The organism is Photobacterium satsumensis (assembly GCF_050336935.1).
In the GTDB taxonomy this organism is placed as follows: Bacteria; Pseudomonadota; Gammaproteobacteria; order Enterobacterales; family Vibrionaceae; genus Photobacterium; species Photobacterium satsumensis.
Genome location: NZ_JAKJSK010000007.1, coordinates 929211 through 941131, shown reverse-complemented (window position 1 = coordinate 941131; position 11921 = coordinate 929211). Strand labels below are relative to the sequence as shown.

The 11921-nt window shown below is 40.1% G+C and carries 16 protein-coding genes; 14 read left to right on the top strand and 2 right to left on the bottom strand.

Features of this window, described 5'->3' with window-relative positions; translation table 11 throughout:
• Nucleotides 1-75: 75 nt before the first annotated feature.
• The 10 genes from L4D79_RS15885 (at nt 76) to L4D79_RS15840 (ending at nt 6996) form a co-directional block, all read left to right on the top strand.
• A complete protein-coding gene (locus L4D79_RS15885; protein WP_428652522.1) occupies nt 76-756 on the top strand; it encodes a methyltransferase domain-containing protein in 681 nt (226 codons plus the stop codon).
• Between the two features lie 128 nt (nt 757-884).
• Nucleotides 885-1511 (top strand): hypothetical protein, encoded by a 627-nt coding sequence (locus L4D79_RS15880; protein ID WP_428652521.1) that lies wholly within the window; start codon nt 885-887, stop codon nt 1509-1511.
• A 147-nt stretch (nt 1512-1658) separates the two neighbouring features.
• The gene (locus tag L4D79_RS15875; RefSeq protein ID WP_428652520.1) at nt 1659-2045 is read left to right on the top strand and encodes a type II secretion system protein GspG; all 387 of its coding nucleotides are present in this window, start codon (nt 1659-1661) and stop codon (nt 2043-2045) included.
• Nucleotides 2046-2185: 140 nt separating this feature from the next.
• Nucleotides 2186-2497: an SMI1/KNR4 family protein gene (locus L4D79_RS15870; RefSeq protein WP_428652519.1), complete on the top strand. Its 312-nt coding sequence runs from the start codon at nt 2186-2188 to the stop codon at nt 2495-2497.
• Nucleotides 2498-2595: 98 nt separating this feature from the next.
• Nucleotides 2596-3147 carry a hypothetical protein gene (locus L4D79_RS15865; RefSeq protein WP_428652518.1) on the top strand — a complete coding sequence of 184 codons (552 nt, stop codon included), beginning with the start codon at nt 2596-2598 and terminating at the stop codon, nt 3145-3147.
• 175 nt (nt 3148-3322) lie between these two features.
• The gene (locus tag L4D79_RS15860; protein ID WP_428652517.1) at nt 3323-4162 is read left to right on the top strand and encodes an MBL fold metallo-hydrolase; all 840 of its coding nucleotides are present in this window, start codon (nt 3323-3325) and stop codon (nt 4160-4162) included.
• 212 nt (nt 4163-4374) lie between these two features.
• Nucleotides 4375-4842: a hypothetical protein gene (locus tag L4D79_RS15855; protein WP_428652516.1), complete on the top strand. Its 468-nt coding sequence runs from the start codon at nt 4375-4377 to the stop codon at nt 4840-4842.
• Nucleotides 4843-4926: 84 nt separating this feature from the next.
• A complete protein-coding gene (locus tag L4D79_RS15850) occupies nt 4927-5436 on the top strand; it encodes a hypothetical protein (protein ID WP_428652515.1) in 510 nt (169 codons plus the stop codon).
• Nucleotides 5437-5553: 117 nt separating this feature from the next.
• On the top strand, nt 5554-6372 hold the full coding sequence (locus L4D79_RS15845) for a protein-tyrosine phosphatase family protein (RefSeq protein WP_428652514.1): 819 nt from the start codon (nt 5554-5556) through the stop codon (nt 6370-6372).
• A 180-nt stretch (nt 6373-6552) separates the two neighbouring features.
• Nucleotides 6553-6996, top strand: a complete 444-nt coding sequence (locus L4D79_RS15840) for a type II toxin-antitoxin system RelE/ParE family toxin (RefSeq protein ID WP_428652513.1) — start codon at nt 6553-6555, stop codon at nt 6994-6996.
• Here the strand turns inward: L4D79_RS15840 and L4D79_RS15835 are convergent.
• Nucleotides 6979-7632: a glutathione S-transferase gene (locus L4D79_RS15835; protein ID WP_428652512.1), complete on the bottom strand. Its 654-nt coding sequence runs from the start codon at nt 7630-7632 to the stop codon at nt 6979-6981. The two genes, L4D79_RS15840 and L4D79_RS15835, sit on opposite strands and share 18 nt — an antisense overlap.
• 92 nt (nt 7633-7724) lie before the next feature.
• On the bottom strand, nt 7725-8966 hold the full coding sequence (locus L4D79_RS15830; RefSeq protein ID WP_428652511.1) for a leucine-rich repeat-containing protein kinase family protein: 1242 nt from the start codon (nt 8964-8966) through the stop codon (nt 7725-7727).
• 105 nt (nt 8967-9071) lie between these two features.
• Between L4D79_RS15830 and L4D79_RS15825 the strand changes: the two genes are divergently transcribed.
• From L4D79_RS15825 to L4D79_RS15810, 4 genes are all read left to right on the top strand, one after another.
• Nucleotides 9072-9305, top strand: coding sequence for a hypothetical protein (locus L4D79_RS15825; protein WP_428652510.1), 234 nt, complete (start codon nt 9072-9074; stop codon nt 9303-9305).
• Nucleotides 9306-9357: 52 nt separating this feature from the next.
• Nucleotides 9358-10137, top strand: coding sequence for a phosphotransferase enzyme family protein (locus L4D79_RS15820; RefSeq protein ID WP_428652509.1), 780 nt, complete (start codon nt 9358-9360; stop codon nt 10135-10137).
• 22 nt (nt 10138-10159) lie between these two features.
• Complete coding sequence (locus L4D79_RS15815) at nt 10160-11206, top strand: NAD(P)H-dependent flavin oxidoreductase (RefSeq protein WP_428652508.1); 1047 nt, start codon at nt 10160-10162, stop codon at nt 11204-11206.
• A gap of 181 nt (nt 11207-11387) precedes the next feature.
• Complete coding sequence (locus L4D79_RS15810) at nt 11388-11852, top strand: acyltransferase (protein ID WP_428652507.1); 465 nt, start codon at nt 11388-11390, stop codon at nt 11850-11852.
• The last annotated feature ends 69 nt before the right edge of the window (nt 11853-11921 follow it).

Genomic DNA, 11921 nt, shown 5'->3' with positions numbered 1-11921 from the left:
TTTGTGTTTACGAGAGTCTATGTGAATTAGTTGTGGGCAAATTATTGAAGCGTTAAGCATATTATTGGAGACGATATGGATATCGTAAAGAAACATTTTGAGGAAGAAGCGAAGGAATTTGATCAGATAATCTTGAAACTAATTCCTTATTACGAGGAGATGATTGATGCTCTTGTTTCAATGATCCCATTTGATAAGTCTGAATCTATAAATGTGATAGATCTTGGCTGTGGTACGGGAACAATATCAAAACGTATTAAGCAAGAATATCCAAATGCCAAAATTACATGTCTAGATCTTGCTGAAAACATGGTTGAAATGTCTCAGTTTAAATTGAGAAACTTCAATGATATTCGTTATCAGGTAGGTGATTTTAGCGATTATAATTTTGATGATAGCTATGATGTTGTTGTTTCCTCTCTTGCGCTACATCATCTTGTAACAGATAGCGATAAAATTAATTTTTATCGAAAGGTCTATGATTCAATTCGGCCAGGCGGTGTTTTCTTCAATGCTGACGTTATACTAGGTTCAAACGACAAGCTACAAGATGTATATATGAGCAAATGGAAATTGTTCATGAAAAAGACTGTTTCAGAGAAAGATATTGAAAGTAAATGGCTTCAAAATTATCGAGATGAAGATAGGCCAGCAAAGCTGATTGATCAATTAAAATGGCTTGAAGCGATAGGGTTTTCAGATATAGACATTGCATGGAAGTATTATAACTTCTCTGTTTATGGCGGTTTCAAGTAGGCATTTGCTTAACAAGGCCGTCAAGTGTGACGCTGGACTTCGGCGGTTTTTGTATGCAGTTCGTTGCGCTTTTCTGGTTCAGTGGGGCACACCTTATTACAGGCGTTAGGCCTACATGGAGGTAAAGTTTGAAATTAAAAGTAATAGCATTGGCACTAGTCGCAACTATGCTCGGAGGTTGCTCTGCTGTACCTACGGTTGAGCTTAAACAAGATGAATTTGTAAGTTTACGGACAGTGAAGTTAGCGTCTGTACCTCATGATGATAACTCTATGCTACATGTCATCAGTAATGTTGACATTGAATCATTGGGTGTCGGTTTTACTGCAAGTTCTGGAGACGAAATGGGTTTGAGAGAATTTACTCTTTATTTTATGGATAAAAATAGCATTAGCTTTAATCAGCTTGTACAGTCTCAATTTCTGCAAAAAATATCAAAAGATAATTTAGCGGTAAGTTTCACTAATGATTCTCCAAATCGACTTGTTTTAACTATTAATGTAGTTGTTTTGGGAATGAAGCATGGGCTTTCTGATGAGTTCAACGCTTTGTTTAATATATCGGGTCAATTATTCAATGCAGACGATGATTTGATTTGGTCATATAATTCGATCCCGATACCACCGGCTCCCGGCTACTCATCAACAATTGGAGATATGTTTTATTCTCCTGAATCATTCAATCAATATTTAGTTGCTGCATCAGAACCAATAGTTCACAAGTTGTACGAACACTTCAAAAAGGAATTACTATAGGCCTATAAAGCCATCAATTTGACCCTTACCACGGCGCATTTTTGGTACAAATAGGCTTTTGTGTTTACGAGAGTCAATTTGAATTGGTAGCGGGCAACTTCTGCCGGCGTTATGGAAAAAATGTAAGCAAAGGATTTATCAAGAAATATGAAATTGAGTATTTACATAGTTATAGTGGCTTTTTTCTTTATTTCTATATCCTCAAATGCAAGTGAGTCAGTATCAGGTAATATCTCCAAAAGTAGAGAACTTGAACAAATATGCCTTTCTTTAATGATGTTTAAACTTGATAGGGGACGATGGCCGACAGAAGAAGAAGGTCTATATGTACTTTCATTTGCTAGAGAGGGTGAGGAAGGTTATACCGATGGGCATGCTTATCTGGATGTAATAGAACAAGATCCATGGGGAAATGACTATATCTACAAGGCGGAGGAAAGTCGATTTGAATTGTGGTCTGTAGGAGCAGATAGCACCTTAGGTACTCAAGATGATATTGGGCCTGATATCTGTAAGTACGTGGGTTTTGAATAAATTGCCATAACAGACATCATGCTTTCTATCGGCCCAGTAAAGGCCAATAGATATGTACGAATCTGTGAAATTTAAGTGTAACAGTGTGGGCTCATGAAGCCACAGCTTAAGTTAGACGTTTGATGCACAAAGGAATATTTATGTCGTTTAATTTAGACGAAAAATTCATAGTTGAAGCAGAGTCAGTTTTGGCTGGTTCCCTTCCTGCTAGTTACAGGTTTGCCATGATGCAAAGCAATGGTGGTGAGGTGGAAGCTGATGATGACGAATGGGAACAATACCCAATTCTTGATAAAACAGATAGAAAGCGTTTCTCTCGAAGCTGCAATAACATAATAACTGAGACTGAATCATGCATGGGTTTTGGTTGTTTTCCCGAGAATGCAGTTGCAATAGCAAGTAATGGTTGTGGTGACCAACTAGTCCCGCTTATAACAAGACCATCAAGATGATGGTTTACACTCGGCATTTTGGGTATGGAATTTAGTGAATTTGGTGAGTTCATCGTGACGCACCGTATCCTAGACGTTATCTTACAAGGATGGTAAGTTTGAATTGGTTAATCAATTTTTCTTCATGGAAGAAAGCAGGTGTTTTACTTAGCTTGAACTTTGCGCTTCAAGCTATAATATTATTAATTATATACCCATTAATTTCTGCATCAATAGATCCTCTTGATGTACAAGTGGGTCTCACGTCTGAGTCTGTGAATTCTTTTTTTAACGAAATTGGCACAGCTGGAAGGAAGTATTATTTTTTAAATGAAATGACCGTAGACATGCTTTTTCCGCTGGTTTATTCATTTGCATACTCTCTATTGCTTATTGAGCTAATTAAATCATGTGAATTGATTAGCTCATCGCTAAAATACATTGCCTTACTACCATTTGGTATTGGGGCATCCGACGTTATCGAGAATGTGCATATACTAGTGGCTATTCATAGTTATCCTGCAAAAAGTGAATTACTGATTAATGGTTTGTTCATCGCAAATATGTCTAAACATAGCTTAACTGTGCTCGTGTTATCGGCTATATTGTTATTAACCTGTTGGTTAGTTGGGATGAAGGTAAACCGTCGTGTAACAAAGTCATCAAGGTGATGCGTTTTCGTTTGGCTAGCTGTGGATTAACCGAGCAATACTGATTGCTCCGGATCCATAGGTGATCTGAGTCTCTTTTTATGCATGTTAGAGCATTGATTTTCTGGCGACTCGTGTAGTATTCGAATATTAAGTCTTCTACAAGGGCATCGTTAAATTGACCTACGGAAAATAGATGATGGAATTGAAAGTTTTAGTTGATAACAATACAATAATCGACCGATATTATTTAGGTGAGCCGGGTGTCTCGTATTTGATTACAGAAGGTGAGACAAAGGTATTGTTCGATGTTGGTTATTCAGACGTATTTATTCAGAATGCTAAAAAAATGAATGAGCCCTTAATGGATGTTAACTATGTTGTTATATCCCATGGTCATAATGATCATACCGGTGGGTTAGTTCCGTTGGTTAAACATTACTCTGAAGCAAAAGCTGAAGGTATAGATTGCCTAAGTCCAACAATTATTGCTCATCCAGAAGCGTTCTCGTACAAAGAGTATTCTAGTGATGAAATAGGTTCAGTTTTAGATCGAAAAAAGGTTGGTAAGTATTTTGAAACGAGATTAAGCCATAAACCGGTATGGATAACGGATAAATTAGTATTTCTAGGTGAAATTGACAGAACCAACTACTTTGAGAATATCGAACCTATTGGCCAATGTGAAAATTCTGATTCAATGGTTGATGACTATGTTAAAGATGACTCAGCATTAGTATATAAATCGCCTCAAGGGTTGGTCATTATAACAGGGTGCTCTCATGCTGGTATTTGCAATATTATTGAGTATGCCAAGAAAGTTTGTGGTGATGACAGGGTTTTTGATGTCATCGGTGGTTTTCATCTTCTTGAACCAAGTAATATTCAATCAGAAGGCACTCTCAATTATTTCAAAGTTCAAGACATAAACAACATTCATCCGTGTCACTGTACTAGCCTAGAGTACAAAATTAAGCTATCAAAGTCTTCGAATGTTATGGATGTCGGTGTTGGCTTATCACTTAGTTTTCAATAGGATTAGCTTTATCGAGTGAGCTCTGAAGGTATTATCACGAATCCACCATTATAAGAGGGGATGTTGAAGGTAGGCCGCAGTAGTAATTATCGTGCAAGTATGGTCGAGGAAAACTGTAATTTTGGCGATGCGAGGTAAATTTACGTTAGGCAATCAAGGTGATGCGTTACACGCGGCATTTATGCTCATCAAGTAAATAGGGACATTTAACGATGATAATAAACTCTTGGAACTTTGAATTTGGCGGATTAAGCCGAGAGGAGTTGTTACTTCAGTTGTCAAAGCGGAAAATCAATTTAAATGCTTATGCAACGATGCTTTTTTTGAACAATAGCTTCGTTATTTCTCAAGTAAGTAAGAGAGTTACGGTCATAGAAACAAGCGTTGAACTTTTGGGTTTTAGCGATGGTGCCATTTATCAGGATATTATCACTGAAGCAGAGCTTCATGGGTTGACGTTTTGTCCAATAGAGCTAGCTCCTTATTTAAGACTACAGTATCTAAATCAACCTGAAGGTATAAGTTTAACAATCGCTTCAATCAAGCCATTTACCTCGCAAGAGCACCCAAACGGTTTTTACTTGAGTCACTCTGATGGAAGTTATTGGTTACGCGGTTACAGGGCGACAGATGATTGGTTATGGCCTTCCGAGAGCAGATTTGTATTTGTTAAAAAATGAGTAATAAAGCAACCAATGTGATGCATTACACTTGGCAGTTTTGGTATGGAGTTCGGTGTGATTTGCTAAACAAGGGCAGTAAATATGCTTTCTAAAGAAACAATGAAAAATTCAAGTTATGTCTACTGTTATTCACTATTTGTTTTTTGTGGTCTTACTTTTGTTTCAATCATAGTTTCTAGTCCACCACTGATTTATACGTACAAATCAGTGGTGTCTGCTTTTTTGCTTTCGTGTATCATCGTTGGTTTAACTGTGATTGAACTTAAAGTTAGAAAGGTAGGTGGGTATAATTGGAAGCCGGTGGCAATATCATTAATTCCAAGTACAGTACTTATTTTGTTCTCAATCCCAAGCATAGTCTGGGTTGAGTACCATTTTTCTGACTTTGATAAGCAAGTAGTTGTTAATGTTGAAAATAAAAAGATAACCTATTACCGAAATAGCATCAGTTGCTACAAATTATCTTTGAAAAATGCCGTTATAGATGGCAACCTTTGTTCTTCTTCTCGTATGTATGCAAATAGTCCTTTATACGGTGAGATAGAGGTAAGGTATGAAACATCACCTTTTGGCTATCTCATTAAAGATTAATATAATACTTACGATGTCCGGTTTGCGATTGAAGGCGAGGGGTTTCGGAAAATAGGAACGATGATTTACGCTACAAGCGACAAGACGTAAATAAGGAAATAAAGACTAAGGAGAAATATGCAGGGTGAACGTGAGTTAATGCAAACCAAGTCTATGAATTTAATGGGGATCAAAGGGGGTGCGAAGCGAGTGATATTCAACCCAGATCGAGATCGCTTCAACATCCCTCATAGCGCTCAAACCCGAATTAATGATGGGCTAAATGCTAACTTTATTATCGTCAATTCTAAGTTTGTCGCTATTGCAATGCAGTATCCAATTTATTTTCAATTGGAGACTTTTTTTCAGACTTTAGTTATCAATAGAACTCCTATTTTGGTTGTGTTGGCAAGTCATGCTGATATGAGGAATGATAACTTACCGGACTACTTTTCTCGTTCAGATCGTTACGGTGGGATCAACGTAAATTCATCAAGGCTAGAGGAGGTTGTACTTTCGCCCAACGTAGACGCTTCAGTGTTCAATCTTAATGTATCTGGCTACCAAGCAACTATTGATATTCCTGTTGTACATGTCTGGAATTGGCCTGATCACAAAACGATTAGTCTAGAAGCAACCCTTAATTTGGTTGAGCTAATTGAATCGATAGCTTTTGAGCGTAAAGAGTTTTACAAAAAGCGAAATAGCCGTGCCTTCCATGAGGTTGATAAATTACTTCCTGTTATACATTGTAGAGCTGGCGTTGGCAGAACAGGGCAAACAATAGCGGCAATGGTAATGAATCGTCCAAATACATTAAGTTTGCCTGATATAATCAAAGACTTAAGAGTTTCTCGCAATGATTTAATGGTTCAAACTGTTCACCAGATGAAAACGTTAGTTGAAATGGAAGAATATTTAAAGTCTCGGGATGTTAGTGAAGGGACTAGCTGTTAATTAAGGGTATCGGTTGTTTGTGAGATAAGCGTTGAATAAACGTTAAACACCAGCTGCTGGAGTATCAATAAGTAGCATTTGTTGGTATAAATATATCTAAACGCTATGTTAATTAAAAGTGATTGTGAAATCGACACAGAATTCTTTATTATCATCAATAAACACATATCTTGTTATGTTATGATTACTTTTATTCTTAATGACGACATTAGTTATCCTCTTTTTCAATTTTTTGATAAAACCTCAGAAAAGCTTGCTTTAAATATATATAAAAAGTTTAAGTCTTATGAAGTTCATGGTGATATCTATCACTGTAACCACTTGAAAGTTTTAAACTCTAAGATATGGAAATATAAAGGTTTAATCTATAAGTTAAGAGTTGATAATGGAAGTGAGTCAGCAAGAGTACTTTTTACAAAAACAAAAAGCGGAGATGTTGTTATTCTTCATGCTTTTTTTAAAACAACACGGAAAACACCAAAGAAAGAAGCTAAACAGGCCATCACTGTATATCAAATATTTGATAGCCTTGATAAGAAAATCTTCGAACTTGATGCGAGTTGCACAAATAGAAGCTCGTCAGTAACGAGTCGATATGATGTCCTTTTAGATCTTACCAAATAGAAACTCTTCGTGGCTGCTGAGCCACAAAGGGCATTTAGTCATGGCCTTTGAATACAGTGGGTTTTGATAATGAACGGTCAGCCACCGCTGAAGTTTCGGGTAGGGGGCGCTTAAGAACCACCGGCGATCAACACGAGAGAATTGGCGTATAAAGGGCAATATTGCGTAGTCAGCTAAACTTGGATTCTCACCCATTAAGTATTCCTGTTCGGCAAGACGTTGTTCGAGGTAACTCAGAAACCGCTCACACTGGTCCCGATAGTCAACTTCATTACTGTGGTGGTAGCGGGCCGCAATTTTGTACCTATCCAATGAAACAATAAACTCAGTGTCATTGCGGTTGATTAACGTCATCATGGTCTGAAATTTATCTGGGCGATCACTTAACAGCAAGTTGCTTGGGTCACTTTGTTCTAATGCCCAAATCATAATATCTAGGCTTTCATCGATAACGGCTGAATCATTGCATACCAATACCGGCACTGTTCCTTTCGGGGAAACGCTTAGCATTTCATCGGGAAGGTTTGCTGTTACGACGTCACGCAGCATTACGGGCTGTTGGGCCAGTAGCAAAGCAAGTCTTGCCCTTATGCAATAAGGGCAACGACGAAGTGAGTACAGTATGGGTAATGACATGTGCTTTCCCTCGCAATGTCTAACACGCTAATATTTATGACTATAGTCGTGTTATCCGGGTGTTAGGTATTGCGAGGCAAATATTTCTTTTGTTATTGGTTGATTTTCTGCTTGAGGCTGAAGAATTCCTCGCTATTCAGATCTTCTTTGCGGCAAATACTCAGTAAGTCATCAACAAAATGCTCAAGGGCACGATGCTCAATTTGCCTAATTTGCTCTTGTTGTTGTTCTGTGAGCATGTGATACATGGTCGCTGCGCCAAAATCGCCAAAAATGATATTGGCTTGCTCGTCAAACAAGGTGTTATGGGCATATAAGTCACCATGGCAGACTTGGTTTTCATGCAAGTGCTCAAATACGCCTTCCATCTGGGCAACGATTTTATCAATTTGCGAAATGGTTAGGGTAAAGTCTGGCCAGAAGGTGTCGCGGGTACAGCTGTTGAAGCAGGGTGGCAGTCCCAGGTTACGGTAGTGAGAGGGGATAAGGCTCATAATCAGTGCCAAATATCCACTTTCATTGACTTGTGCCAGGGACTGTACAAGGTTTGGATGATTGCCGACTTTTAAGCACGCTTGCAATTCGTCCTGGGGATAACCATCGCTGGTGACCTCACCTTTGAATACCTTAACGGCAATATCTTCAGGAAAGTCGGGTTGAGGTTGACTCCAGGTAGCTTTTGAAATGATCCCCGAAGCACCTTGTCCCAGTACTTGCTGCAGCGAGAAGCTGGAAGAGGGCACTTCCGGCACTGATTCAATTGTAATATCCGAGTGGCAAAACGGGTTGCCGGCAAAGGCAAACCAAGCGAGCTTGGGTAAGTTGAGTAGTTGATCTGGGCACTCAGTCAGTTCATTTGCTGAAATACGCAAGAGCTCTAGTTTGCTCAATTGCGCCATGGTTTGCGGCAGGTTGGTTAGACGGTTACCCGCTAACGCTAACTTTTGTAAACGTGGACGTTCGCCTAAAGAATCCGGTAGGGTTTCAATCTCGTTATTCGTCAAAATAAGCCAGCGTAGTTTTGGCGGTAATGAGTTCGCCGGAACTTGTTTGATCTTGTTTGACTTAAACCCGACCATTTCTAGCTCGGGGCATTGCCCCAGTACTTCAGGCAAAGATTCGAAGTGGTTATTCGAGGCAAATACAATCTTGAGTTTATGTAGCTGGCTTAGCGCGGCTGGCATTGAGCTTAGCTGATTGTTGGATAAATCAAGAATTTCTAAGCTATCTGCGAGTGAGAGTATCTCGAGTGGGAATTCTGTTAAGTTTTCCGACAATTTCAAGTGCTGAATGCCTGCTAGTTCGCCTGATTTTAGCTGAGAAAGTGAATGCAAAATGATAAATCCGTACTTTGAGTGATACAAAAAGGCGGGTAGTCTACTAGAAAAATGAAGGTTATTGGTAGTTATCACCAGGCTTAATTCAAGGAGGAAGAACCGTTGTCATTACAGAAAGAAGTGCGTCTGTGCCCATGTTGTAGGGCTGAAACATATCATGTTGTCGTTTTGGTCAGAAAGCCAACGGGATATAAGAATGCAGATGACCGTAAGGTGAAAGAGTTTATATCCGGTTTTATTAAAGGTTGGGCACTTGGGCCGTTTGTTGCTTCAATGGATGAATTCTGCCGTCATCTTGTCTGTGAAAACTGTGGTGAGAAGACGATCGAAGATTAGTGTTCGAGCCTAGGTAGGTCAAACTGTTTGCTTATCTTGCCATTGGAGAATCATGGAAGAATTACAAGGTGGTCGTGAGGGCCAAATTTATCGCGTGAATAATCAGGTTTATCGTCCAAGTCAAAAGTGGACACCTTCTATTCATTTGTTACTTAATCATCTCAAGGCAGAATCGTTTGATGCGGCTCCGCAGGTATTTGGTATTAACCGTGATGGTTATGAAATACTTTCTTATCTCGAAGGCGACGTTTTTAACTATCCCCTTGTTGGGCCTGTAGCCAGTATGGAAGCACTGTCTTCTGCGGGTCGGTTGCTTCGTCAATATCATGATGTATCTGCGAGTTGGATCCAAAGCGATAAACACCAAGACTTGGAATGGATGTTACCCAGTAGAGAGCCGCAGGAAGTGATCTGTCATGGTGACTTTGCGCCTTACAATGCAGTATTAGATGGCAATACCGTGATAGGTATTATTGATTTCGATACTGCTCATCCAGCGCCGAGGATATGGGATGTTGCTTATGCTGTGTATTGCTGGGCGCCATTTAAGACGCATCCGAATGATGCTCTGGGTGAGTTAAAAGAGCAGTCAGTTAGGGCAAGAGTATTCTGCGATTCATACGGCTTATCCCATGAGAACCGCCTTCAGCTTGTTGATATTATGATAGCGAGATTGAATGCCTTAGTTGATTTTATGGTTTCTGAAGCGAATAGCGGAGACGCCTCTTTTGCCCAAAACATTAATAATGGACATCATTTATCTTATCTTGAAGATGCCCAATATTTAGAAAGAAACAAGAATGAAATTACGTCAATAATCTGTTCTTTTTAATGCACACTTAGTAGGGGTGATTATGCGAAATGACTTGTTCGGCACAGTTTTACCCATTATTCAATCGCCCATGGCCGGTGTTCAAGACAGCACTTTGGCAATTGCAGTGAGTGAAGCGGGTGGGTTAGGGTCTTTACCTTGCGGCATGTTAAATATTGACCAGATAGTCAGTGAAATTAAGACGATAAAGTCGGCAACGAAGAATCCATTTAACCTTAACTTTTTCTGCCATGATATGTCGCCTTATAACCAATCACGGCATGCAAAGTGGCAACAAAGACTACAGCCTTATTTTTCAGAGCTAGGCGCTGAGTGTATGAGTCAGCCAAACGGCGCCAGCCGGGTACCGTTCAATCACGATATCGCTGATGCGATAGAGCCCTTTACTCCACCTGTTATTAGCTTTCATTTCGGCCTGCCTGATAAAGACTTACTAGAGCGGATAAAGCGGTGGGGAACAACCGTTATCTCTTCGGCCACGACCGTAGAGGAAGCCATTTGGCTTGAATCAAATGGCGTTGATGCGGTTATTGCTCAGGGTATTGAAGCGGGTGGCCACCGCGGGATGTTTTTGTCGGCTGATCTCTCTACTCAAATGGGATTGTTTGTATTAGTCCCCCAAATTGCCAGTAAGATAAACGTACCGGTCATTGCCGCGGGTGGAATAGCCGATAGTAAAGGCGTACAGGCCGTATTGAAGCTTGGCGCGGATTATGTCCAGATCGGTACCGCTTTCCTGCTTTGTACTGAAACTAAAACGTCACAAATTCACCGCTCAGCACTCAAGGGGGCCGGTTCTCAGCATACGGCGGTTACCAATATTTTCTCGGGCAGGCCTGCTAGGGGGATTGTTAATCGAGCTATAAAAGAACTTGGTTGTATTAATAATGCTGCGCCTGATTTTCCTTATGCGTCCATTGAAATGACTCAATTACGGACTCAGTTTGAAAAACGCGGCAGTGGGGACTTCTCACCGCTGTGGAGTGGTCAGAACACATCGGGTTGTAAAGAGATATCGGCGAAAGAGCTAACGCTATCGCTTGCCGCGAGCTTTGATTTAATGGAGTAAATAGGATCCCTATGAGACAGCAGTATCATTTCCACCAATCCGAGTTAGGGTTGCAAGCTTGGGATGTATTATTAGGGTAGGGTGATGGACGGCATGCATCGGGTGTGTAAGTGGATTGCCATATTAGTGGGATGTCTGTAGTGTGTTTTTTTCACTAAATATCAGTTACTAAGGAACTCAGATGCCACTACCAAGGGTTATGCAGGCAAAAATTATTGATATCGAGTGTGGGGAGGATGTCACCATAATCGAACCGGCCAATGTTTATGGTTGTAAGCTAAAAGACGGGGTGTTCATCGGGCCATTCGTCGAAATCCAGAAAAACACTATTATTGGTGAAAGAACGAAAGTTCAGTCACATAGCTTTATCTGTGAATTTGTCACTATTGGTTCGGGCTGTTTCATTGGTCACGGTGTTATGTTTGCCAATGATTTATTCAAAAATGGCGAGCCAGATCCAAACCCTAATAGCTGGGGCCGGACGGTTATTGGAGATAACGTGACAATTGGCTCCAATGCGACGATCCTCGCAGTGAGTGTTTGTTCGGGCGCTGTGATTGGGGCTGGTAGTGTTGTGACAAAAGACATTACTGATAAAGGTATTTATGCGGGGAACCCAGCAAGAAAACTGAGAGATCTACCATAAATTCACAGCACTTGGATCGAAAAAAACAACAGAGTACAAATACGGCCATGACTTGAGGCCGGAATTTGT

Bases quoted from the DNA above. Each gene is read 5' to 3' on its own strand.
- L4D79_RS15885 (WP_428652522.1), top strand. From the start codon at position 76: ATGGATATCGTAAAGAAACATTTTGAGGAAGAAGCGAAGGAATTTGAT.
- L4D79_RS15875 (WP_428652520.1), top strand. From the start codon at position 1,659: ATGAAATTGAGTATTTACATAGTTATAGTGGCTTTTTTCTTTATTTCT.
- L4D79_RS15870 (WP_428652519.1), top strand. From the start codon at position 2,186: ATGTCGTTTAATTTAGACGAAAAATTCATAGTTGAAGCAGAGTCAGTT.
- L4D79_RS15860 (WP_428652517.1), top strand. From the start codon at position 3,323: ATGATGGAATTGAAAGTTTTAGTTGATAACAATACAATAATCGACCGA.
- L4D79_RS15855 (WP_428652516.1), top strand. From the start codon at position 4,375: ATGATAATAAACTCTTGGAACTTTGAATTTGGCGGATTAAGCCGAGAG.
- L4D79_RS15850 (WP_428652515.1), top strand. From the start codon at position 4,927: ATGCTTTCTAAAGAAACAATGAAAAATTCAAGTTATGTCTACTGTTAT.
- L4D79_RS15845 (WP_428652514.1), top strand. From the start codon at position 5,554: ATGCAGGGTGAACGTGAGTTAATGCAAACCAAGTCTATGAATTTAATG.
- L4D79_RS15840 (WP_428652513.1), top strand. From the start codon at position 6,553: ATGATTACTTTTATTCTTAATGACGACATTAGTTATCCTCTTTTTCAA.
- L4D79_RS15835 (WP_428652512.1), bottom strand. From the start codon at position 7,632: ATGTCATTACCCATACTGTACTCACTTCGTCGTTGCCCTTATTGCATA.
- L4D79_RS15820 (WP_428652509.1), top strand. From the start codon at position 9,358: ATGGAAGAATTACAAGGTGGTCGTGAGGGCCAAATTTATCGCGTGAAT.
- L4D79_RS15815 (WP_428652508.1), top strand. From the start codon at position 10,160: ATGCGAAATGACTTGTTCGGCACAGTTTTACCCATTATTCAATCGCCC.
- L4D79_RS15810 (WP_428652507.1), top strand. From the start codon at position 11,388: ATGCCACTACCAAGGGTTATGCAGGCAAAAATTATTGATATCGAGTGT.